At 65.0% G+C, this 21,689-nt stretch carries 21 protein-coding genes; 11 read left to right on the top strand and 10 right to left on the bottom strand.

All coding sequences use genetic code 11. From position 1 onward, the window contains the following. Nucleotides 1-143: 143 nt before the first annotated feature. On the top strand, nt 144-1,616 hold the full coding sequence (locus AB0J47_RS09530; protein ID WP_364342597.1) for a fatty acid--CoA ligase family protein: 1,473 nt from the start codon (nt 144-146) through the stop codon (nt 1,614-1,616). Between the two features lie 16 nt (nt 1,617-1,632). Then, nucleotides 1,633-1,944, top strand: coding sequence for a hypothetical protein (locus AB0J47_RS09525; protein ID WP_364342594.1), 312 nt, complete (start codon nt 1,633-1,635; stop codon nt 1,942-1,944). Between the two features lie 275 nt (nt 1,945-2,219). Here AB0J47_RS09525 and cyaB read toward each other — a convergent pair whose 3' ends face one another. The 4 genes from cyaB to AB0J47_RS09505 all read right to left on the bottom strand — a co-directional run bounded on the left by cyaB (nt 2,220) and on the right by AB0J47_RS09505 (nt 5,210). Then, complete coding sequence (gene cyaB, locus AB0J47_RS09520; RefSeq protein WP_364342591.1) at nt 2,220-2,783, bottom strand: class IV adenylate cyclase; 564 nt, start codon at nt 2,781-2,783, stop codon at nt 2,220-2,222. A 7-nt stretch (nt 2,784-2,790) separates the two neighbouring features. After that, on the bottom strand, nt 2,791-4,158 hold the full coding sequence (locus tag AB0J47_RS09515; RefSeq protein WP_364342588.1) for a hypothetical protein: 1,368 nt from the start codon (nt 4,156-4,158) through the stop codon (nt 2,791-2,793). Nucleotides 4,159-4,219: 61 nt separating this feature from the next. After that, complete coding sequence (locus AB0J47_RS09510) at nt 4,220-4,441, bottom strand: hypothetical protein (RefSeq protein WP_364342585.1); 222 nt, start codon at nt 4,439-4,441, stop codon at nt 4,220-4,222. A gap of 118 nt (nt 4,442-4,559) precedes the next feature. Then, nucleotides 4,560-5,210, bottom strand: a complete 651-nt coding sequence (locus AB0J47_RS09505) for a hypothetical protein (protein ID WP_364342582.1) — start codon at nt 5,208-5,210, stop codon at nt 4,560-4,562. Between the two features lie 642 nt (nt 5,211-5,852). On the opposite strand from AB0J47_RS09505, the gene AB0J47_RS09500 reads away from it, so the two are divergent. After that, the gene (locus AB0J47_RS09500; RefSeq protein ID WP_364342579.1) at nt 5,853-6,719 is read left to right on the top strand and encodes a hypothetical protein; all 867 of its coding nucleotides are present in this window, start codon (nt 5,853-5,855) and stop codon (nt 6,717-6,719) included. Here AB0J47_RS09500 and AB0J47_RS09495 read toward each other — a convergent pair. The 3 genes from AB0J47_RS09495 to AB0J47_RS09485 all read right to left on the bottom strand — a co-directional run bounded on the left by AB0J47_RS09495 (nt 6,703) and on the right by AB0J47_RS09485 (nt 9,561). After that, nucleotides 6,703-7,239, bottom strand: coding sequence for an NUDIX domain-containing protein (locus tag AB0J47_RS09495; protein WP_364342576.1), 537 nt, complete (start codon nt 7,237-7,239; stop codon nt 6,703-6,705). The two genes, AB0J47_RS09500 and AB0J47_RS09495, sit on opposite strands and share 17 nt — an antisense overlap. Before the next feature lie 324 nt (nt 7,240-7,563). Further along, on the bottom strand, nt 7,564-7,941 hold the full coding sequence (locus AB0J47_RS09490) for a hypothetical protein (protein WP_364342574.1): 378 nt from the start codon (nt 7,939-7,941) through the stop codon (nt 7,564-7,566). 9 nt (nt 7,942-7,950) lie between these two features. After that, nucleotides 7,951-9,561, bottom strand: coding sequence for an FAD-dependent oxidoreductase (locus AB0J47_RS09485; RefSeq protein WP_364342571.1), 1,611 nt, complete (start codon nt 9,559-9,561; stop codon nt 7,951-7,953). Between the two features lie 40 nt (nt 9,562-9,601). Between AB0J47_RS09485 and AB0J47_RS09480 the strand changes: the two genes are divergently transcribed. The 7 genes from AB0J47_RS09480 to AB0J47_RS09450 all read left to right on the top strand — a co-directional run bounded on the left by AB0J47_RS09480 (nt 9,602) and on the right by AB0J47_RS09450 (nt 16,123). Next, entirely contained in the window at nt 9,602-9,772 is a 171-nt protein-coding gene (locus AB0J47_RS09480) for a hypothetical protein (protein WP_364342568.1), read from the top strand. Nucleotides 9,773-9,924: 152 nt separating this feature from the next. After that, nucleotides 9,925-10,920, top strand: a complete 996-nt coding sequence (locus AB0J47_RS09475) for a VOC family protein (protein WP_364342565.1) — start codon at nt 9,925-9,927, stop codon at nt 10,918-10,920. Between the two features lie 10 nt (nt 10,921-10,930). After that, a complete protein-coding gene (locus tag AB0J47_RS09470; RefSeq protein ID WP_364342562.1) occupies nt 10,931-12,124 on the top strand; it encodes a cytochrome P450 in 1,194 nt (397 codons plus the stop codon). Nucleotides 12,125-12,160: 36 nt separating this feature from the next. Further along, nucleotides 12,161-13,648 carry an AMP-binding protein gene (locus AB0J47_RS09465; protein ID WP_364342559.1) on the top strand — a complete coding sequence of 496 codons (1,488 nt, stop codon included), beginning with the start codon at nt 12,161-12,163 and terminating at the stop codon, nt 13,646-13,648. Further along, nucleotides 13,645-14,472: an NAD(P)-binding domain-containing protein gene (locus AB0J47_RS09460; protein ID WP_364342556.1), complete on the top strand. Its 828-nt coding sequence runs from the start codon at nt 13,645-13,647 to the stop codon at nt 14,470-14,472. Before AB0J47_RS09465 ends, AB0J47_RS09460 begins: the two co-directional genes overlap by 4 nt. Nucleotides 14,473-14,552: 80 nt before the next feature. Further along, entirely contained in the window at nt 14,553-15,455 is a 903-nt protein-coding gene (locus AB0J47_RS09455; RefSeq protein WP_364342553.1) for an IclR family transcriptional regulator, read from the top strand. Between the two features lie 128 nt (nt 15,456-15,583). Further along, nucleotides 15,584-16,123, top strand: a complete 540-nt coding sequence (locus AB0J47_RS09450; protein ID WP_364342550.1) for a flavin reductase family protein — start codon at nt 15,584-15,586, stop codon at nt 16,121-16,123. 18 nt (nt 16,124-16,141) lie between these two features. Here AB0J47_RS09450 and hsaA read toward each other — a convergent pair whose 3' ends face one another. Further along, nucleotides 16,142-17,302, bottom strand: a complete 1,161-nt coding sequence (hsaA, locus tag AB0J47_RS09445) for a 3-hydroxy-9,10-secoandrosta-1,3,5(10)-triene-9,17-dione monooxygenase oxygenase subunit (protein WP_364342547.1) — start codon at nt 17,300-17,302, stop codon at nt 16,142-16,144. A 79-nt stretch (nt 17,303-17,381) separates the two neighbouring features. Then, the gene (locus AB0J47_RS09440; protein WP_364343084.1) at nt 17,382-18,860 is read right to left on the bottom strand and encodes an aldehyde dehydrogenase family protein; all 1,479 of its coding nucleotides are present in this window, start codon (nt 18,858-18,860) and stop codon (nt 17,382-17,384) included. Nucleotides 18,861-19,158: 298 nt separating this feature from the next. On the opposite strand from AB0J47_RS09440, the gene AB0J47_RS09435 reads away from it, so the two are divergent. Continuing rightward, a complete protein-coding gene (locus AB0J47_RS09435) occupies nt 19,159-20,655 on the top strand; it encodes an MFS transporter (RefSeq protein WP_364342544.1) in 1,497 nt (498 codons plus the stop codon). A 41-nt stretch (nt 20,656-20,696) separates the two neighbouring features. Here the strand turns inward: AB0J47_RS09435 and AB0J47_RS09430 are convergent, their stop codons facing one another. Then, complete coding sequence (locus AB0J47_RS09430) at nt 20,697-21,689, bottom strand: LLM class flavin-dependent oxidoreductase (protein ID WP_364342540.1); 993 nt, start codon at nt 21,687-21,689, stop codon at nt 20,697-20,699.

Genomic DNA, 21,689 nt, shown 5'->3' with positions numbered 1-21,689 from the left:
TTTCGATCGCGGGGGCGCGGTCGCGGGCCGAAAGCATGCCGTAATGCCAGGTTTCGGACCCGACTTCGCTGCAGGAGGCAGCAGCGACCGGCTCGTCCCGTACCGATCCATCACAGCCCTCGATTCCGGAAGTTGTTGAAGACATGCATCTCTCAGCGATGGTCGAGATGATCGAGTCGGGCTTCGCCGACCGTGTCCTGTTGGGCGACGCCGACCGGCGAGTGACCGGGGCGGAACTCGGTGCGCTGGCGAGGGGCGGGGCGGCGACGCTGCGCGATTCTCCCGCGCTTGTGTATGCGGGGGAGAACCACCCGCTACTGCCGGTCGCTCTCTTGGCGGCGGCGTGCGCGGGGGTGCCGTTCGTGCCGGTGAACTACCGGTTGGACGACGCTCAACTGAACAGTTTGATCGAGCGGCAACCCGACGCTCTCGTGCTGGCGGATGCGGCGACCGCGCCGCGAGTGACGGCGCGGGCACACGTCTTCGACGACTGGCTGGCCGCTGTGCCCACCGACGTGCCACCCCTGGAGCCGCAGTTCGATGACGACGCCGTTGCGGTCGTGCTGTACACCAGCGGCACGACGGCCGCCCCGAAGTCGGCACTACTCCGGCACCGCCACCTCATGGCCTACCTGCTCAGTACTGTCGAATTCGGCAGCGCCGATCCCGAAGAGGCAGTACTGGTTTCAGTACCGCCCTACCACGTCGCAGGCGTCGCCAACATGCTGTCGAATCTGTTCGCCGGGCGACGCCTGGTGTACCTACGCGCCTTCGATCCATCGGTCTGGCTCGACACGGTCCGCGCCGAAGCCGTGACCAACGCGATGGTGGTCCCGACGATGTTGGCGCGCATCGTGGACGCGGTAGCAGCCGACGGCGCGAACCTCCCGACGCTGCGCTCCCTGTCATACGGCGGCGCGAAAGTCTCCGAACGCATACTGCGCGACGCCCTTACACGCTTCCCGGACGTCGGATTCGTCAACGCCTACGGCTTGACCGAAACCGCATCGACAATCGCCATCCTCGGCCCCGAAGACCACCGAGCCGCCCTGCTTTCCGACGACCCACTGATCCGAGCCCGCTTGTCCTCGGCCGGACAAGTGCTGCCCACGATCGAGATCGAGGTCCGCGACGACGAGGGCCACGCACTACCACCGGGCAAATCGGGCATCATCTTCCTACGCGGCGAACAAATCTCCGGCGAATACGCCACCGGCAGCCTCCTGGACGCCGAAGGCTGGTTCTGTACCCGAGACAAAGGCCATGTGGATCGCGACGGCTACTTATTCATCGAGGGCAGAGCCGACGACACAATCATCCGAGGCGGCGAAAATATAGCCCCCGCCGAGATCGAAGAGATTCTACTGTCACATCCGGCAGTCGCCCAAGCATGCGTGGTCGGACCGCCGAGTGACGAATGGGGCCAGACCCTCGCCGCAGCGGTAGTGCTCCGCGCAGGCGCTGTCGCAACCGATGAAGAGTTGCGCATCCTCGTCCGCTCGCGACTGCGCGGCTCGAAGACCCCGGAAACGATCGTCTTCCGAGATTCGTTGCCGCACACCGACACCGGAAAGCTACTGCGCAGGCTCGTGCTCGAGGACCTGAGCGCACCTTAGAGAGGTAAGAAACCCCATGGCACTATCCCTTAAGCCCGGTACACGCGTCTACAGCGCCGTCGATTCGACAGAACTGATCGTCGTCAAAGTCCCCGCGGACCCGATCGAACTCACCATCGGCGGCGCCCCCGCAGTGCTCTCCGCAGTGGAAAAGAACGCCACCGCCGCCCCGGCCACCTCCAACGTCGGCACCGCAATAGGAAAGCGCTACACCAACGCCGACGCAACAGTCGAATTGCTTTGCACCAAGCCAGGTCCCGGAATTCCCGCCATCGATGGCGAGGCGCTGGAGCTCAAGGCGGCCAAGCCGCTCCCGGCATCGGACTGACCGGTGTCGCGCTGGATGGTAGGCCTGAGCCACCTTCAATCAGCGTTCGAACCGGATCGGCGATGCACAGCCACTGTGCAGTAGAGCTCGATCGGTTATGCCGTTCACGGACGAGGTCGCGACGGCGTTGTCTCCCCAGCATGAGGGACACCGCGAACCCGCCGCCGGTGTTCTATTTGGTGGTAGCGGGCAGACCCCTTGGGTGCACGTATTTGGAGCCATCGCACATCGCGCCCGTATTTGCATTGGATGGGTTCCCCGATGAAGTCAGGTCATCAGCTGTGCGCCATGACGAGATCGCGGTAGGGAAGGTTGACCACGGCGTGGTCGGCGATTCCGAGCTCGTTTTCAATTTGTTCGAGATGCGCGGTTGCGACGGTGGTTTCGGTGGCGGTGACTTCAGTTTCGACGAAGGTTCCGGCTCCGGTGACTGTGTCGATGCTGACCACGATGTCCTCGCGGTAGGGGTGGCGGTAGGTGGTGCGGGTTTTCTCGACGCGGACGAGTTCGACCATGCCGATAGCGGCGAGGAGTTCGTTGGCAGCGTCGGCCTGGTCGGGACCGTCGAGGATCACGTTGGTTTCATGCTTCGCGATCACGTCGGTATGGCTGTGTGTGCTGGCGGTCGACGGCGGCTTGTAGGTGACCTCCGCGAAGCCTTCGCGGTGTCGAACCCGCAGGCATTCAACGGTTTCCATGTAGTCGACGTCGGGGCGGCTGTAGTAGGTGTCGACCTCGGTGAGCTGACCGGCCTGCCGGTAGCCCAGTTCGGCAAGCCGGACAAAGAGGGTGTCGCTGTCGGGAAGTTCGCGCTTGCGTTCGACCTCGATCAGGTGCATGGATGGATCATCCTCTCGTGTGGATGGCGGTGTGCACGCGGGCCAGATTGGGTTTGGAGCAATGCAGGCGAACGGTACCGAGGGCCTGCTGAAGCGCGGCCGCGTCGGTGACTGGGATGTTCTGGAAAAGGATCATCTGCTTGGCATCGATCAGCGGGTTGGGAAGCTGCTTGGTCAGAAAGCGGTTGTAGTAGTGCCTGTGCCTGACAAGGACATCAGCATCCCTGACAGGCATCAGCACCGAGTGTGAATTGGACTCCGCCTCAACGGTATTAATCGCGAATGCAGCCATTAGTTCGTCGGCGGTGAGGTAGGCGTATGTTTCGCGGCCCTCACGCTCGAGCCAGCTTCGCCAGATCTCGGCGCAGGATTTGTCGGTCTCGGTGGCAGCAAGGAATAGATTCAGGGCGACATCGGTGACTGCGTCGAAGATGTCGCCGTCGACGACGTAATGGTCGGCGTAAGGTTCGCTGACTGCCAATATGTTCTCGCGGTCGGTGGCCGATATCCAGCCGCTGTCGGTGAATTCGAAGTGGACGCGTTTGTGTCCGGAGCGGAAATCGATCCAGTCGCCGGACAGTTGGCCATCGAGTATGGGTGAGAATCCGAGAACTCCGCAGCGCCAGATGTGGTCGCGCAGTGTGATGTAGTGGCGTTGTACTTCACGGAACACACCGATGGGTGCCTGAATGACCGCGCAGATGCGGGTATTCAGGTTCATGGCCGGGACGATGCGGGAGTCTTGGCGGACGGTCACCTCGTCGTCGTGATGATGGTAGGGATGGACGCCCTCACGCAGGTAGTGCGGTAGGAACAAGCGTAGAAACTGCAACCACGACTGCGCGCTGTAGGACTGGACCGCCGGTTCGTGCAGCGAGGTCGCGTCGACGGCGTATACGTCGCGGTAGACGAAGAATCCATAGGGTTTCAACACGGTCGGGAAGGTGCGCATCATCGAGTGCAATCCGTTGTATGCGCCACCGTAGGAATAGACCTCGTGCAGCAGTGCCGACGCACTGATGACGTCCACCGGCTCGGGTACGAGAGTTGCTAGGTCGTGCGCCCAGCCTTGCACAAGGGCGCACTGCCCCACAGAGTTGAACCGGTCGATCGCCCGCGCCAGCGATTGCGAGCGGACACCAGGGGCTTCGATGAGAGTGAGGCGTGGTGTCTTCGGCTGATCCTGAAGTTGCGCGGCGAGAAATTCGACCGCGGCGCCGCCGCCGGGGCCTATCTCGACTAGATGTGGGTCGGTGTCCGGGATGCGAGTGAGTGCGCGGTGCACCAGCAGCCCCTTTTCATAGCCGTGGTCGTTGGCTGCGACATCGAGATAAGTGGATTCGGATTTGTGTTCGTGGGCAAAAGGATTGGTCATGCCGATCATGGCGCACCGCTGAGAGTCCGGGACCGCCGGGCTGGGGGCGGTCTGATGGCGTTCAAGGTTCGAGGAACAAACGTTCATTCGGGAGGCGGGGTAGTCCGTCGGTGTCACCCGGGATGACGGTTACGGCGTCGTGATAGTGGTAAGTGCGCCAGTCCTGCACGAACAGCAATGCCGCGGTGACGCAGGCGGCGAAATCCATTCGCACATCGTGCAAGTGGACCGACAGATGAACGTCATCCTCCTCCGGACGAGGTGAGGTTGAATGTCCTGTCATGAAGTGGACTCGTCGGTGCTCGATCGAGCCCGGTTTGTGCGAACGACGTGAAGGAGGCTGGCGGGCAATCGATCCGGGGGATTCGAACTCATCCATTCCATGGGCGCTCCCGGGCACGTCACCTCCACGGATTATGGGCGAGTTGGGCACCCAGCGCATGAGCGTCAGCGTCGGGAGCGGTGAGGCCGTCGAGCACTTCCAGCAGCGTGTGAATGTCAGGGCCGACAGTTAGCGGCGCACTGTAATCCAGCGGAGGGAACGGCAGGCCGCGAGCAGCGGCGCGTTCGCGGGGAGTCGTCATGGGCGGGACGAGCTTGCCCGCGCGGACGAGACAGCTCAGCGCACTCGCTTTGCGAGGGCAGGCGGTGGCCCGACATGCTATGTGAGTCTGCATGATTCGGCGAGAATCAGCGAGCGTCAATGGGTGATCGGGATGTGCGTGGGCAGGGTCGACGCCCCCGGGCAACGCAGCGGTCCAAGTCGTCGGAGGGCACACCGTTTCGAGTGTGCAGAAGTCACACACGCGGGCCGGTGTGTTATCGGTCGTGGCCAAGTCGTAGATGATCAACGCGGCCGCACGCACACCGAATGCGATACTGAGCGTGTACCCGATCGGATCGGGGTGACGCTCGGGTGGCCGGACTGTGTACAGGTAGCGGTACCCCAGTTGCTCGGCGTGGCGGCGGGCAGCGATCGCGTGGCGTGATGCGGCAAGTCCGGATTTGTCCGGACGTACCAGGCCAACGGCTTTCAGCTTCATCTCTTCCATCGCTTCAGGACACCGCGCTACCGGGTACGCGCATAAGACGTGCGCGTGGTGGAGGTGTGCGCAGGTGGGGTGGGGGTGTGCACGGGGGGCGTGCGAATCCGGCTGAGGATGGCGCGGGGGTGTTGCTCGTGCCACACTCCGGCTATGGGACGCCAGCCCAAGCAGCCGAACCGGGAACTGGATGAGCTGCTCGACGAGTCCGGTATCAGCAACAAGGGTCTCGCGCGGCGGGTCGTGGAGCGAGGGCGCGCGATCGGCCTGGACCTGGCGTATGACCATCGATCGGTCGGTCGATGGCTTGATGGTCAACAGCCGAATTCGCCAGGGCCGGAACTGATTGCGGAGGTTATGACCGAAGCTCTCGGCCGTCGGATCACTGCATCGGCGTGCGGAATGTCCGGTGGTCGGGATCCGGTCGATTTGGGGTTGGAGTTCTCGCTGAGTTTGGCGGAAGCGACGGCGTCGGTAGCGGCGCTGTGGAGGAGTGACGTGGAGCGCAGACGGTTCCTGCAGGGCGCCTCATATGCGGTGGCGGTGTATCCGGCTGCTTCGATGCGCTGGCTAACTCTTCCCGGACCGGAACACCCTGTCTCAGTGGGTATCCGGCGCGTTGGTCAAAGAGATGTCGATGCGGTGCGCACCATGAGCGCAGCATTTCGCGACCTCGACAACAAGGTCGGCGGTGGCAAGGTGAGGCCGACGATCGTGCAATACCTGCACAGCTCCGTCGCACCATTGCTGCGCGGCAACTATGCCGAGCAAATCGGCCGCCAATTGTTTGCCACGACAGCCGAACTCACCAAACTCGCGGGATGGGCCGCCTACGACCAGGAAGAACACGGACTGGCCCAGCGATACCTAATCCAAGCGTTGCGGCTGGCCCGCGCCGCCGGAGACCCCGGTCTGGGAGCGGAGATTCTTGCGGCCATGAGCCATCAGGCCACATACGTCGGTCGACCAGGTGATGCTGTCGATCTGGCTCGTGCAGCCCAAATCTCCGCTCGCAGTGCGGGACTGGCCGCGCTGGAGTCAGAATGCCATATGGTCGAGGCCCATGGCCACGCCGCACGACTGGACGACTCGATGTGCACCGCATCGATTACTGCGGCCGAACGCACGTTCGCCAAGGCAGAATCGTCTGACCGGCCAGCATGGCTCGCCTACTTCGACAGCGCGTACATGTCTGCCAAGATCGCCCACTGCTTCCGGGAGTTGGGAGACAATGCGCGAACCGCGCGGTTCGCCGAACAATCGCTCGACATGTCCCATGGCTACCTGCGCGGACGCGCCTTCAACTTGGCGCTACTCGCTTCCGCCCGCGCGAGCGAGGACCCGCTGGAAGCCGTACGCATCGGCCACCAGGCACTCGATATCGCGGCGGGCTTGTCGTCGCGACGCAGCTACGCATACCTGGGTGACCTGCGCCAACGACTGAGCCCCCACGCCGCCATGCCGGATGTTGAGGACTTCCGGCAGCAGGTCCGCGAACTCACTACGCGTCGAGACTGAGCGCGCGATAGATCGCGACAACGGTTGCCGCACCGATGATCTCGCCTCGATCGATCATCGCCGCCGCGTCAGCCAGCGGTATCCAACGGATGTCTTCGGCTTCGTTGATGTCCGGCGCCGTGTCGGTGAGGTCGGCACCTCGCGCTATGTAGATCTCTTGTGGCTGGTCCAGGCTTCCGATCGACGGCTGATAGGTGACCAATCGCTCCATCGACTTCGGCCGCCAGCCTGTTTCTTCCTCCACTTCGCGCGCAGCGGCGGCAGCAACGTCTTCGGCGTGGTCGACATAGCCACCGGGCAATTCCCACACCCACTTGTCGATGATGAACCGGTGCCGGTACATCAACAGAGCTTCGCGGTTCTCGTTGAGTACCAATGTCATCGCACAGCGCGGCATCCGTGCCACGTACTGCGTGAACTTCACGCCATCCGGCAGCTCGACATCCACAGTCGACAACCGAATGTGTCGGTTCTCGTCTACCAGCTTCTCGCCGTGGATCTTCCACTGGGTGCGCTTCACGGCTCGACCCTACGCCCGCGGGAATACCTCGGGCTGCTCCTGTCGTACTTGCCATATGGCTGCAGACTGTGAATGCGCCACCACTGGTATGCCCGCTCACGGCTGCCGATAGGCACGTGCACCGTAAGTTCTGCTCAGGCGGCGGCGATCTCGAGTAGCGCGTCGGTCACCGCTTGCGGTTCGGTAGCAACCGAGCCACCCGTTGATAACACCAGCTCCCGTGCCCGCCACCGTGCACCACAACGAACGTAGCCATTTCTCTCCTGAAGCCTGGTGCGTTGCCTGTGCGGGGTCAACGAGTGCACAGGCAACGACGGTATTGCCCTATGCGGCAGGGCCTTTGGCAGGAGCCGCGGACAAGCCTGGGGTGATCAGCCGGCGCTCGACCAGGATTCGGGCGTCGGCGAGGATCAGTGGCAGGGCCGCCGAGCTCGGGAGGGCTGGGCCGAGCCCACCTGCTCGAATCAGATGAGCCTGGGCGCCGTACCGCCCGAATGCCAGCGCGATCGAGGTGGCGGCGCTCGGGTCGGCGTACCGGTGCTGTGGTTCGGGGAAGCACCATTGCCACGACCCTGCCGAGGTCGCGAAGCGCAGTTCGATGTAGTCGGACCGGGCCGGACAACGCAGAGCGATATCGAGTGTGGCAGGCAGGAAGGGCCTTCCCGACAGGGTCGATTCGGTGAGTGTGGCTACTCGGGTCATGGCCGACTCCTATTCGTTTGATGCGGCACCGGCGAGGTCGAGTGCGGCGAGATACGCGAAAACGAGGCTCGAACCGATCGGTGTTCCTGCGCCCGGGTACGCGCCGCCCGACATCGCCGCCATGGTGTTGCCGGTCGCGTATAGACCTTCGATCGGCGTTGCGTCCGAGCGGAGTACACGGGCGTGCTCGTCGGTCACGAGACCACCCTTGGTTCCGATATCGGACAGCACGACGGTGGCCGCGTAGTAGGGCGGGGTGTCGACGGGGATGAGCAGCGGGTTGGGGAGGTCGGTCGCCAGCGGCACGATGTAGTTCTGCCGGGGATCGGCCGGGTAACCGACGATGTACTGGAACATCTGGTCCCACGGCGCCTCGCCGCGATGGAAACGCTCGTCGACACCGGATTTCGCATAGCCGTTGAACTCCTCGATCGACTTGCGCAGTTTCTCCGGCGGCACGCCGATCAGATCGGCCAATTCTTCGAGAGTGTCGGCGCGGCGCAAGGCGCCCGATGCGAACCACTCCGGACGCACCGGCTGCTCCGGATCGCCCCCGAAGCCGTCACGCTCGAGCTGCCGGTGGTCGAAGACCCAGTGCGCGGTGCTGTGCGTAACGCCGGTTTCGAGTTGCAGCCGGGCCATTTCGTGCCCGGCGCGATCGTAGGGCTGCGTCTCGTTCATGAAGCGCTCGCCCTCGGCATTGACCCAGATCCCGCCGCGGGTGCCGGTATGGAAGACGGGCCGACCGTCGGGCTGCACCACCCCGGGGACGTACCAGGCCTCATCGAGCAGGTCGGTGGCCGCGCCGATCGCGCGACCGGCCAGGATCGCGTCACCGGTGTTGCCCGGCGCGCCGTGGGACCATTCGCCGGTGAGCGGTACGGGCGAATACTGCTCGCGCATCTCACGGTTGTGTTCGAAGCCGCCCGCCGCCAGGATCACGCCGCGGGTGGCGCGGAATGTGCGGCGCTGGCCGCCGCTGACCGCAACCACACCGGTGACCCGGTCGTCCTCGACAACGAGGTCGGTCATGGCGGTTTCGAGCAGGTAGGAGCCGTTGCCCGTTGCCAGGAAGGCTTTCAGCGCCCGGCCGATCAGTGCGCGGCCGCCGACTAGCACCGGCCCTTCGTCGATACCCCAGCGTTCTTCCGGGACGGAGCGCCGGATGAGCGGGGCGAGTTCCTCGAGTTCGGCTACCGAGATTTCCTGCGGGAATATGGTTCGCCCGGTGGCGGTGGATCCGGGACGCCCGTAGAAGTATTCGGGCACGGGCTGGTAGGTGAAGGACCCGAACAGTGGGTTCTGCTCGAGGTCGTCGATCAGCTGGGGCGCGGTCCGCAGATAGGCATCCTGCAGCGGTTCGCGCGAGTTGTCGGCGACAACGTCGTGCAGGTAGGTGCGGGCGGCCTCGGGATCATCTTCGATGCCCGCGCGCGCGATCGGGGCGCTGCCGGGAAACCACAGTCCCGCACCGGAATACGCGGTGGTACCGCCGATCAGCGAGGACTTTTCCAGCAGGAGTGTGCGCAGCCCGCGCGCGGCGGCCGTATAGGCGGCGATCAGGCCACCTCCTCCGGACCCCACGACCACGACGTCGTAGGTTTCCTCGTCAGCGGGCATTGCGTTCTCCTTGTCGAATCGAGGCGCTCCGGTCCCTTGCGTGGCGACGCAGGCTGACGCCGCCGAGCCCTTCGTGCACCGCGGTGTTTCGCTGATCTGCCGCAGCCGGTCGCGACGCGATATGGCCGGTGGGGTGACCTGGTTCACGGGAATTCGGATGTCGGATGAGTGTGCGACCTGCGATGTCGGGTCGAGTGCGGGATTCCGCTGAGCGGGATGGCGCCGGTCGCGGTGGGGGAGCAGTCCACGGTGGCTCGTCGGGAGGCAGCGCGTCCCAGTGTTCGGAAAGTCCGGCGTGCGCTGCCCGGTTTCCCGCTCAAACTTGCCAGCCAGCAGGACATTCCGACTCGAAGGAGAGCTCGCATGGCTGGTTCGCACGACTACGATCCCGGCCCGGAGATTGCCCATGCCGGTGGCCTGAACCTGGGGACGCCGGATCTGCGGCGTTCGATCTGGTTCTTCCGGGACCTGCTGGGCATGGAGGTGGTCGCCGAATCCGACGGTGTGGCATATCTGCGCGGGTACCAGGAATTGGTGCACCACTCGCTGGTGCTCACCCAGCAGGACGAGGCGCGGGTGAACAGCTACAGCTTCCGGGTGAAACGGCCCCAGGATGTCGAGCTGTTCCACAAGCAGCTGACCGAGGCGGAGATCGAGGCGGTGGAGTTGCCCGTCGATCACGAACTCGGCCGCGGCACCGCGATCCGCTTCCTCGTGCCCGGCAGCGAGCATCCCTTCGAGCTCTACTACGACATCGAAAAGCCGGTTGCCCCACCGGAATTGCGCTCGAAGCTGCTCAGCAACAGTTCCCGCCGCCGCGGTTTCGGAGTTCGGCGGCTGGACCATCTGAACGTGCAGTGCAGCCCGACCACGGTGAACCAGGCCGAGGGCTGGCTGCGCAATGCGCTGGGGTTCAAGCGGCGGGAGTTCGCGATGATCCCGCAGTTCCCGGAGACCATCCTGGCTTCCTGGCTGTCGGTGACCCCGCAGGTGCACGACATCGCGATCGGTGTCAACGGGGAGGAGAAGAACGGGGCGTTCCACCACGTGGCCTTCAATATCGAGAACTACCACGACATTCTGCGGGCCGCAGACGAGATCCGTGATCTCGAGATCGACTACGGGCACGGTCCGGGCAAGCACGGCATCGGGCAGGCGATGTACCTCTACATCCACGATCCCGGCTCCGGTCACCGCGTCGAGCTCTACTCCGGCGGGTATTTGATCATGGATCCGGATTGGCAGGCGCTGGAGTGGAAGATCCCCGAATTGCAGTGGGGGCAGACGTGGTACGGCGAAGCCCTCGATGTCGGCCCGGGCGGCGCGTTCCTGTCGACCACACCATCGGCCGGATTGTGAGAGGATCGGTATGACGCTCGAATCCCAGGGCACCCATGACGGTGTGCCCGCCTACTATTTCGACAATCGCCTATCCGGTCCACTGCTGAGCCATCATGAGCAGTGGGACCGACTCGCCGGCACCCACTCCGCGTTCAGAAGTACTGTCGCACAGGGTTATTGGGTCATTACGGACGGCCAGGCGATTCAAGAGGCGCTACAGGACTGGCGGACGTTCTCCAGCACCTCGGTGACGGTGCTCGAGCCGAATCCGAAATTCCTGTGGATTCCGGAGATGCTGGATCCGCCGCTGCACACCAAGTGGCGGCGGCTGCTGGGCAGCGAGTTCGGGCCCAAGTGGGTCGCCGCCCGCGAGCCGGAGATCCGCAAGATCGCGGCGGATATGATCGACCGGCTGCTGCCGAAGGGGGCCGCCGATGTTCTCGATGAGTTCGCGCGCCGGTTCCCGACCTTGATCTTCATGCGGCTTATGGGCCTGCCCGAGCAGGATCTGGACCAATTCCTGGAATGGGTCCATGAGATGCTGCACCTGCCGCACGCCGAGGATCCCGACCACCGTCGCCAACTTGCCGCGATGACCGCTGCCTCGGCCTATTTCGAAGAGCAGATCGCGCTGCGTCGCGACGCCCCGCGCGATGATCTGCTGTCGCGCATGATGAGCTGGCGCATCGATGGCGAGCTACTCAGCGACGCCGATATGCACGCGTTCTGCATTCTGATGTTCCAGGCCGGTTTCGATACGGTCCCCATCGCCATCGGCTGGGCCATGTACCACTTCGCCGCGCATCATGAGGATCGCGCGGCCATCGTGGCCGACCCGTCGCTGATCGCCAATGGCGTCGAGGAAGTCCTACGTGTCTATTCGTTCGTCATTCCGGCACGAAAGGCGACACGGGATACCGAGATCGGCGGCTGTCCGGTGAAGTCCGGCGACATGGTGATGCTGCCACTAGCGGTGAGCAACCGGGATGCCGAGCGGTTCGACAATCCGCTCGAGGTGGATCTGCAGCGCGCCACGAACAACCACATCGCCTTTGGTTCGGGACCGCACCGCTGCTTGGGTTCGCACCTGGCTCGACTGGAGCTGAACGTGGCGATGGAGGAGTGGCACAAGCGGATACCGGAGTACCGGATCGCACCCGGACAGCAACTCGAGCAGACCGGAAACATGTATGGCCTGATGTCCTTGCGCCTCGAATGGTGAACCACGGCCGGCACACGATACGAAAGGCATTACCACGTGGGAATTCGTGACCGGCTGACCCGACTGCTTGCCGAGGCTCCCGCCGATGCCGAAGCGATCGAGCACGAGGAGACCTGGTGGACCTGGGGTCGGATCCAGACCACCGCGCGCTCGGTCGTGGATGCACTGGAATCCGCCGGTTTGGGCGCGGGATCCCGAGTCGGTGTGGTCCTGGAGAACCGGCCGGAACATGTCGCGGTTGTCGCCGCGCTGATCGCGACCGGTCGATGCGTCGTACTCCTCGCTCCGCTGCAACCGGCGCCGCGGCTGGCCGCCGACATCATCGCCTGTGACCTGCCCGCGGTTGTGTGCGGATCCGTGCTGCTGGCCCGAGATGGCGTACTCGATGCCGCGACGACGGCCGGTTTCGCCCTGGAACTGCGGGACGACGGTTCGGTGCGACGCGTGAGCGGCACGATCCGCGCGTCCGCCGTGACGAATCCGGGGACCGTCGTGGAAATGCTCACCTCCGGGACGACCGGTGCGCCGAAGCGCGTGCATCTGCGGACCGAGCAGTTGGATCAGGCACTGACTTCCGGCGGGCAGACGGCCAGGGAAGATCGGTTGCTTTCCACCTCCGCGGTACTGGTGAACGCGCCGCTGGTGCACATCGGCGGCCTGTGGCGGGCACTGGCGTGCCTGGCCACCGGTCGGCGGATGATTCTGATGCCCAAGTTCGTCCTGGAACCATGGGTCAGCGCTGTGGAGCGGCATCGGTTGCGGGCCGTGAGTCTGGTGCCCGCGGCGTTGCGGGCGGTGCTCGATTCCGGAGTTTCGCGGGCGCGGCTGGCGAGCCTGCAGGTCGTCACCTCCGGGACAGCGCCCTGCCCGAAAGAGTTGGCGGACTCGTTCTTTCGCACCTACGGCATCCCGGTGCTGATGACATACGGTGCCACCGAATTCGCGGGCGCGGTGGCGGGTTGGACGCTGGCGCTGCACGAACAGTGGTGGGACCTGAAGGCGGGCAGCGCCGGTCGCGCCTTCCCGGGCGTCGAGTTGCGGGTGACCGGCGAGGATGGCGTCGAACTCGGCGGTTGGACGACCGGACGGCTCGAGGTCCGCACCGCGCAGACCGCGGCGGGCGCCGGCGAGTGGGTCCAGACCAGCGATCTGGCGCGGATCGATGTCGACGGCTTCCTCTGGATCGACGGCCGCGCGGACGACGCGATCATCCGCGGTGGCTTCAAGGTCCAGCCGGAGACCGTCAAGCGAGTGCTGGAGACGCATGCGGCGGTGCGCGAGGCCGCGGTGGCCGGACTGCCCGACGCCCGCCTCGGACACGTACCCGTGGCGGCGATCGAAACCGAACCCGGACTCATACCTCCCGACAGCGACGAACTCGTCGAACTCTGCCGCGCTCACCTGCTGCCGTACGAGGTACCGGTGCACGTGGTGGTCCTGGACCAGCTACCACGCACGCCATCGAGCAAGGTGAGCAGGATGGAACTGCTCGACATCGTTCGGGAGCGAAGGAGCCGATCATGACGGCACTGACGATCGGATTCATCGGCGCCGGCCGGATCGGTGCGGCGATGGTGGAGCGATTACTGGCGGCGGGGCACCGGGTCCGGCTGTACGCACGGCGGCCGGAGGTACGGGACCGGCTGGCGGCACTCGGAGCAGAGCCCGTCGATCGGGCCCGGGATATCGCGGCCGCGGATGTCATCGTCAGCTGCCTGTTCGGCGACGAGCAGATATCCACGCTGCTGCCCGAGGTCGTCGGCGCGATGGGGGAGGGCACGGTACTGCTGTCGCACACCACAGGGACGCCGGAGGTGCTGCACGGTCTGGACCGGTTCGCGCCGACCGGACAGGCCGCGCTCGTGGACGCGACATTCAGTGGCACACCGGAGGCGGTGCGCGCGGGTGAGCTGGTGGTCTTCCTCGGTGGCACGCCCGAAAACGTCTCGATCGCGCGACGGGTCGTCGAGTGCTATGCCGGAACGGTCATAGAAACAGGTGGGCGGGGGTCGGCGCTGCGCGTGAAGTTGATCAATAACCTGCTCTTCGCCGCGGTCTCACAGCTCACCCTGCAAGGCCTGACATTGGGCCGCGGGGTGGGCATAGACGAAGACGTAATGCTCGAGGCGCTCGCGGTGAGCAGTGGCGGTACGACGGCTGGACGCTATATCGCCGACCGTGGCGGATCGGAATCCTTCGCCGCCGCGGTCGCACCTTTTCTGCACAAGGACGTCGCCGCCTGCCGAGCCGCATTGACCGATTCCGGCGTAGATTTCTCGGGTCTGCTCGGCGTGGCCTGCGGCGGACCGATCGACATCGGCGATATTGCCCCTAAAGAGGAAACTTAATTTCGATATCACCATTACACAGCGGCTCACTTTCGCTACACTCGCGCCTGAGGTTCGAGCTCCAAGAAGGAGGCTGGCCAATGGCCTCAGTGGTGAATGACAATGCGGTCGCCACCTCCGAACGACACGAGGCGCCACCGTCCATGGTGGAGCGGATGACACTGATCATGGATTCGTTCGGTGGTCCGCAGATCCGGCTCTCGCTCGAGGATGTTGCCGGACGCACAAATCTGCCGCGCTCGACGACTCATCGCATCCTGGAACAGCTGGTTCGGCTGCGATGGCTCGAGCGCAACGGTCGTGACTACGGCCTCGGTCAACGGGCGCTCGGGTTCGGCGGCCGGGAAGAGGGCCACGGCGCGTTGCGGACCGCGGCGTTCCCACTCCTGCACAACTTGTCGGTGCGCACCGAAATGGTGGTGCACCTGGCTGTTCTGGACGGCGCCGAGGCGTACTACCTGGACAAGTTCGGCGGCAAGGCCGCCGTCCAGGTGCCGTCCGTCGTCGGCGGCCGGGTACCCGCGCACTGCACGGCCGTCGGAAAGAGCATGCTGGCGTGGCTGTCGCCGGAACAGATCGACGATCTGTACCGCGATGTCCTGGTCAAGCGGACCGCGCACAGCATCGGCGATCTCGAGGTCCTGCACCAGGAGTTGATTCGCATTCGTGCGCGTCGCGGCCTGGCTTTCGAGCGCGGCGAATGCTTCCAGCACATCGCCTGTGTGGGTGCGGCCGTCCGCGGTCCCAAGGGGCCGGTCGGCGGGATTTCGCTCGTCGGCGATGTGCGAGCACCGCTCGAGCGGCTGGCGCCGCTGGTCGCCAATACCGCGCACGCGATATCTGAAAAGCTGATGGGCGACACCGCGCGCAAACATTCGGCGCGCTTCGAACCCGTCGTCGTGCGGGATGAACCGCCGATCCCGGCACTCACCGAGACCCTCGGACGAATCGTCGCACTGGGCGAACGCGGTGAGTGGTTCTGAGGTTCGCGCACGTATCCGGACCGCTTTCCGCTGAGCGGAAACAACCACGGGTCCACCGGGTTTCCTGACCAAACTTGCGTTCAGTCGGCCGTCGGCTCGACCGTTGCGCAAGAGAGGTGAGGGCCCATATGAGTCCGCTTCCGGATCCGGTGTCGATGGGTGCCAGGCGCTTCCGCGACGTGCTGGGACATTTTCCGACGAGTGTCGTCGCGATTACCACCACGGCATCCGACGGGCGTCCGCACGGGTTGATCGTCGGCACCTTCACCTCGGTTTCGCTCGAGCCGCCATTGGTGTCTTTTCTGGTGAACCGATCCTCGTCGACGCTGGCAATGATCCAGGAGGCGGGCGGCTTCTGCGCCAACGCGCTCGCGGGCAACCAGGAGCCGACGTCACGCCGATTGTCGGCTCGCGGATCGGACCGTTTCGAGGGCGTGGTCTGGGCACCGTCACCGCTGGGCAATCCGGTGCTGGACGGCATCGTGGCATGGGTCGACTGCAAGCTCGAAAACGTGGTCGAGATCGGTGACCACTATCTGGTCGTGGGCCGGGTCAGCGATCTGAATATCGAGTCGGTGCGAACACCGCTGCTCTTCTTCCGCGGTGGGTACGGCGACTACCTCGCCAGTGCGACGCTGCTGATGGACCGTCTCGTCGGCTGGTGGTGACCGGGTCCGGATTCGGACTCAGACCAACATGTCGTCGACCGGCAATCCGAATGTGCCGCGGCCGTAGAGCGTCAATGCCGTGCCGACATCGTTGGACGCGTGAATGCCCGCGATATGTGCGTCACGCCAGGCCCGCTCGATCGGATTGCGACGGCGCAGCAGCATCCCACCGGTCGCCGCGAAAACCAGATCGATCGACGTCAACGCGCGTTCGGCGCCACACGCCTGATCACGGCGGGCGCGCAACCGCAACTCCAGCGGAATCTCCTGTCGCGCACACACGCACTCGTACAAATCGCGAAGGCTCCGGCTCATCTGCAGGATGGCCGCGTCGATTTCCGCGCTGGCGCGCGCCGCGGCGGTCGGCTGATCCGCGGTGATACTGCCGCCACCGAAACTGAGCCGGTTACTGTCGCGCATCCGGCTCAGAAAGACATCGAGGCAACCCTGTGCCATGCCGACCATGGGTGAGCTGTTCGCGTAGGTGTACATGGTTCCGTATGGCATCCGGTAGAGCGGGCCTGGGTTCGCCTTATGTCCCGGGCTCTCCAGTCGTGCGATGTCGTAGAACCGCGTTACCCGGTGTTCCGGGACGAAAATCCGGTCGACGTACAGATCGTCGCTGCCCGCGCCGCGCAGTCCAGCGGCATCCCACACCTTCGACATCCGATAGTCGACGCAGGGCACCAGCCCGCTGACCATATCCACCGGCTGGCCGTTCTCGGCCACGATGGTGCCGCCCAGCAGCGCCCACGACGAGTGCGCACAACCGCTGGCGAATCGCCACTGGCCCGAGACTTCGTAACCTCCGGCGACCGGAACGAATCTGCCGACCGGCGCATAGGACGAGCAGATCAATGCGTCCGGATCGTCCGACCACACATCACGTTGCGCGCGCTCATCGAAAAGTGCCACATGCCAAGGGGCCAAGCCGAGTACCGACGTCACCCACCCGGTCGAACCGCACGCGGTGGCGACCATGCGCACCGCGTCGTAGAAGTCCAGCGGATCGGCCTCCAGCCCACCCTGGGCTTTCGGGCGCAGCAGTCGGAAGATTCCGGTACCGATCAGATCGGTCATCGTCTCGGCCGGTATCTCGCCGGTCTCGTCGACCAGCGCCGCCCGTTCGGCGAGCGTTGGCAACAGTTCGCCGACCGCTGCGGCTACGTCTGCATTCATGCCGGCTCTCTCGTGTCCTCGCCCCCTGCGCCATTGGCTCCACGGCGGAGCGTAACAGGCACCGACACTGCCCGGCCGATCAGCGGGCGGCCCAGCTGATCGCCTTGGTCTGCAGGAATTCGTCTAGGCCGAATTCGCCCCACTCCCTGCCGATTCCGCTCTGCTTGTATCCACCGAACGGCGAGCGCGGGTTGACCCCCGCACTGCCGCCGTTGATCGCTATGCCGCCCGCGCGGACGCGCGTGGCGATCTCATACGCGGCCTTGGTGTCGGCGCTCCAGACAGCACCGGCCAGACCGTATGGGCTGTCGTTCGCGATGCGTACCGCCTCGTCGTCGGTGCGGAACGGAATGACGACGCCCACCGGGCCGAAGAACTCCGTCTGCGCGATCGTCATCGAATTGTCGACATCGACAAACAGGGTCGGTTCCACGAAGTAGCCCTTGTCCAGCCCGGCCGGGCGCCCGCCACCGGCGACGATCCGCGCACCCTCCTCCTCGCCGACACGAATCAGCTTCTCTACCTTTTCCCGCTGCGCCTCGGTGATCAGCGGGCCCATCGTGGTGGATTCCTGTGCCGGATCGCCGACCCGGACACCGGCGAGCGCGACGCGCAGCCGCGCGACCAGTTCGTCGTGGACGGATTCGTGCACGATCGTGCGGGTCAGGATCGAACAGCCCTGGCCCGCGTGCACCGTGATGCCCATCAGTGCGGACCGGACCGCCCCGTCGAGGTCGGCATCGGCGCGGACGATATTGGCGGACTTGCCGCCGAGCTCGAGCACGACCTTCTTGATCGAGCTCGCGGCCTGGGTATAGACCATCCGTCCGACGGTGTCCGATCCGGTGAAGCTGACCAGGTCCACCATGGGATTGGTGGTCAGCTCCCGGCCCGCGTCGATATCGCCGGTCACGATGTTCAGCACGCCCGGCGGCAGACCGGCGGCATCGGCGAAGTCACCGATCAGCAGGGATTCCAGCGGGGTGGTCGGCGCGGGCTTCAGCACGGCGGTGCATCCCGCGGCCAGGGCCGGTATCACCTTCATCATGCTGAGGAAGAACGGGAAGTTGTAGGCCGCGATCAGTGCGCAGACCCCGAAGCCCTCGCGCCGGATCTGTCCCTGGGAGATGCCGATGCCCGGCGCGATCGTGGGTTCCATCGGGCGCTCCCACGCGAAGGTCGGCATGACGCGTTCGGCCATATCGCGCAGATGGGCTACCGGCACCCGGGTTTGCAGGGTCTCGGCCAATGAGCGGACCGAACCCGCCTCGGACATATTGACGGCGACGAGCTCGGGCAGGCGACGCTCCATTTCCTCGGCCATGCGCAGCAGTACCGCCGCCCGCTCGGCAGGCTTCATCCGCGGCCATGGCCCCTCGTCGAATGCCTTGCGCGCGGCCGTGATCGCGCGACGCACATCCGGGATCGAGGCCTGCGGAATGTAGGCGATCGTCTCTTCCGTCGCCGGATTGCGCACGCTGATGAGCTCGTCCGATTCGCCGTCGGTGCGCCGCCCGTCGATATAGAGCTGCGTCGAGAACGAGTACGCCGTGGTCATGTTCGGTCTCCTGATTGCCGGATCTGCGTCGGTCTTCTGGGCAGGCTCACCTGCGGCGCTGCCCGCACAGCACGCTTTAAAAGTGTACTGAATAGCTGAACTGGCTGATTCGTTTGTCCGATTGCCGCTGAGTGGAAAGTCCGATTGTGTGACCCGACCCACAGGGAGTGTGCTGTCGCGTACGTCTTCGCCCCACTCCGAGCAGGGCGAACGCGATCACCAACCACAGCCACGGCTCGATTGCTCGGTGCGAGTCGGAAACGAGAGCTCCGTGGCAGCCCCCGAAAGGACTCGTTCGATGAGCCCTGCAATGCAATTCGACGAATCGCCCGATGTCGCACAGTCATGGACGCCGCGGCTGGTGCTTTCCCTGGCCTCGATCGTGCTGACGCTCGAGATACTCACCCTCAGCTACATGATGGTTTCGATGGCGGCCCCGGAAATCTCCATGCATTTCCAGACGACGCAGGGTGCCTGGCTGCTGACAGCATTCCTGCTGGTCGGGGCTGTGACGGGTCCGCTGCTCGGCAAGCTGGCCGATATGTACGGCAAGCGCAAGATCCTGTTGTCCTGCGTCGCTGTCTCGGTGCTCGGCTCGCTGGTCTCCGCGGTCGCGACCAGTTACGCGGTGCTGATCGCCGGGCGAGCGTTGATGGGGGTACTCACGCCGTGTGTCTTCCTGGCCTATTCGCTGATCCGGGATGTGTTCCCGAAGAAGACAGTCGCGCTCGCGGTCAGCGTTACCACCAGTGGTTTGGGACTCATCGCGATACCGGCTCCGTTCATCACCGGCTGGCTGCTCGATGACTACGGTTTCCGCAGCATCTTCTGGTTGTTCGTGATCGGGCTCGCGGTCTTCGGCACCCTGATCTCGCTCACCACCGGCGAATCCACCGTGCGGGTGCGGTCGCGGATCGACTTCGCCGGTGCGCTGCTGCTCGGTTTCGGCATCGCGGGCATACTCGTCGCGGTCAGCTTCGGTCCCAGCTGGGGCTGGACGACCGGTTCGACGCTCGCGTACCTCGTCGGCGGCGGCGTGCTGGTGGCGGCCTGGTTGGTTTCGGCCGGAATCGTGCGCGATCCGCTGCTCGATCTGGATGTGGTGCGCAGGCGGCCGGTCCTGCTGATCTCCATCGGCTCGGGCATGTGTTATGGCTGCAGTGCCCTCATCACGATTCTGCTGCCGATGATGGTGATGACTCCCGCCGCCATCGGACTGGGCTACGGATTCGGTGTCAGCGCAAAGGGATTCGCGGTCTTCCAGGCGCCTATCGGCGGCATGGTCGTGGTCGGCGGAGTGGTGGTCGGCGTTCTGGTCGGCCGCAATGTTCGGCCGCGGTTGCTGATGATCGTCGGCCTGCTGCTGTTCGCGCTCGCTTTCGTGCTCATCGCGGTCAAGCATGACGACAAGGCGCTGCTGCTCGTGTTCGCTGGTATGGCGGGCACCGGTATGGGGCTGGGCTACGCATCGGTTCCGAATCTCTTGATCGAAGCGGTTCCGCCGCAGTTGCAAGCCAGTACGGCGAGTGTCGCGGGCGCCGCGCAGAGTGTCATCGCGGCGGTCTTGCCGGTGCTCGCGTTCACGGTGCTGAACAACTCCTATATGGCACCGATCCCGCTCGAAATGACTCATGGCGCCGTGCTTTACACGGAAAAGGGATTCCAGGTCGCATTCCTGATCGGCGCGGTGGCCTGCGCCATCGGCGCGCTGCTCGCCGTGCTGCTGCCCCGTAAGATCGAACAACTTCCGGCGCCTGTCGCGCAGGATGCCGAGGCTCCGGTACTGGCGCACTGATCGAGCCGAGGGCGGCCGCGTGCGAACGCGGCCGCCCTCTCTCAGGATGTGGCGCCGATCAGGGCGAGGCTGGAATGGGCATATGCCGCACGACGTTTGGGACTCACCAGATACGACGGCGGGGCGAAGTAGCCGACATCGCGGGGCAGTGCGTCGGCGCGGCGCGCGAGGGCCGCACGGGCGTCGACGGTGGTCCCGCACAGCGCGATCTCGGCGAGCATTTCGTCGGTGACCGCCTTGACCATGCCGTCGGTATCGCCCGCCCGGAATGCCGAGCGCAGTTGTGCCACAGGGCTTTCCCAGCCGTGATGGGTGACGTAGGGGTCGTAGGTCTTGACGGTGAGGTAGAAGGCGATCATCCGCTTGGCGTCGGCGATGGCGCGTTCGGGTGCGTTGTCATCGATCGCGGTGATGATCCAACCGTGTTCGAGTGGGCTCCGACCACTATCGGCCGCGCCGCGGTCGACCGCAGGGCGCACGACGTCGCTCCACCAGGTGCGGGTGAACAGGCCGTGGCCGATCACACCGTCGCCGACTCGGCCCGCGGTGGCAGCCATCCGGCTGTTGAATCCGGCGAGCAGCACCGGGATATCGAGGCGGCCGAGCACCGGAGCCCGGACATCGGCGTCGATCGAGTAGAACTCCCCGGAGTACTGGATCTTTTCGCCGTTTTCCGCATGCAGCCAGGCGCGCACCACATCGATGGTCTCGGCGATCCGGTCCACGGGACGATCGGCGGGGACGCCGAACCAGTCGCGGTTGATCCGGAATGCGGCGGTGCCGAGGCCGAGGAACAATCGGCCGGGCGCCTGGCGGTGCAGTTGACGCAGGGCGGTGGCGTGCGCGTACGGGGTACGCGCGAAGGCGTAGGCGATGGCCGGGCCGACCAGTGCGCGTTCGGTATTGGCGACGATCTCGGCCACGGTCAGGTAGGCGTCGTGGTCGACGAAGTCCCCGGTGCAGAAGGCCTGCACACCTGCCTGCTCGGCCTCCCTCCCGACGTCGCGGCCGGGCCACGGCATGCCGAACTTCAT

The organism is Nocardia sp. NPDC049737, assembly GCF_040674755.1.
Lineage (GTDB): Bacteria > Actinomycetota > Actinomycetes > Mycobacteriales > Mycobacteriaceae > Nocardia.
The sequence above is the reverse complement of the archived record's forward strand: the minus strand, read 5'-3'. Positions and strand labels throughout refer to the sequence as shown.

Excerpts from the sequence above, each read along its gene's own strand:
- AB0J47_RS09510 (WP_364342585.1), bottom strand. The coding sequence starts at position 4,441 with ATGACAGGACATTCAACCTCACCTCGTCCGGAGGAGGATGACGTTCAT.
- AB0J47_RS09470 (WP_364342562.1), top strand. The coding sequence starts at position 10,931 with ATGACGCTCGAATCCCAGGGCACCCATGACGGTGTGCCCGCCTACTAT.
- AB0J47_RS09485 (WP_364342571.1), bottom strand. The coding sequence starts at position 9,561 with ATGCCCGCTGACGAGGAAACCTACGACGTCGTGGTCGTGGGGTCCGGA.
- AB0J47_RS09440 (WP_364343084.1), bottom strand. The coding sequence starts at position 18,860 with ATGACCACGGCGTACTCGTTCTCGACGCAGCTCTATATCGACGGGCGG.
- cyaB (WP_364342591.1), bottom strand. The coding sequence starts at position 2,783 with ATGCACCTGATCGAGGTCGAACGCAAGCGCGAACTTCCCGACAGCGAC.
- AB0J47_RS09450 (WP_364342550.1), top strand. The coding sequence starts at position 15,584 with ATGAGTCCGCTTCCGGATCCGGTGTCGATGGGTGCCAGGCGCTTCCGC.
- AB0J47_RS09460 (WP_364342556.1), top strand. The coding sequence starts at position 13,645 with ATGACGGCACTGACGATCGGATTCATCGGCGCCGGCCGGATCGGTGCG.
- AB0J47_RS09475 (WP_364342565.1), top strand. The coding sequence starts at position 9,925 with ATGGCTGGTTCGCACGACTACGATCCCGGCCCGGAGATTGCCCATGCC.
- AB0J47_RS09515 (WP_364342588.1), bottom strand. The coding sequence starts at position 4,158 with ATGACCAATCCTTTTGCCCACGAACACAAATCCGAATCCACTTATCTC.
- AB0J47_RS09455 (WP_364342553.1), top strand. The coding sequence starts at position 14,553 with ATGGCCTCAGTGGTGAATGACAATGCGGTCGCCACCTCCGAACGACAC.
- AB0J47_RS09530 (WP_364342597.1), top strand. The coding sequence starts at position 144 with ATGCATCTCTCAGCGATGGTCGAGATGATCGAGTCGGGCTTCGCCGAC.
- AB0J47_RS09435 (WP_364342544.1), top strand. The coding sequence starts at position 19,159 with ATGAGCCCTGCAATGCAATTCGACGAATCGCCCGATGTCGCACAGTCA.
- AB0J47_RS09525 (WP_364342594.1), top strand. The coding sequence starts at position 1,633 with ATGGCACTATCCCTTAAGCCCGGTACACGCGTCTACAGCGCCGTCGAT.
- AB0J47_RS09500 (WP_364342579.1), top strand. The coding sequence starts at position 5,853 with ATGAGCGCAGCATTTCGCGACCTCGACAACAAGGTCGGCGGTGGCAAG.
- AB0J47_RS09505 (WP_364342582.1), bottom strand. The coding sequence starts at position 5,210 with ATGGAAGAGATGAAGCTGAAAGCCGTTGGCCTGGTACGTCCGGACAAA.
- AB0J47_RS09490 (WP_364342574.1), bottom strand. The coding sequence starts at position 7,941 with ATGACCCGAGTAGCCACACTCACCGAATCGACCCTGTCGGGAAGGCCC.
- AB0J47_RS09430 (WP_364342540.1), bottom strand. The coding sequence starts at position 21,689 with ATGAAGTTCGGCATGCCGTGGCCCGGCCGCGACGTCGGGAGGGAGGCC.
- hsaA (WP_364342547.1), bottom strand. The coding sequence starts at position 17,302 with ATGAATGCAGACGTAGCCGCAGCGGTCGGCGAACTGTTGCCAACGCTC.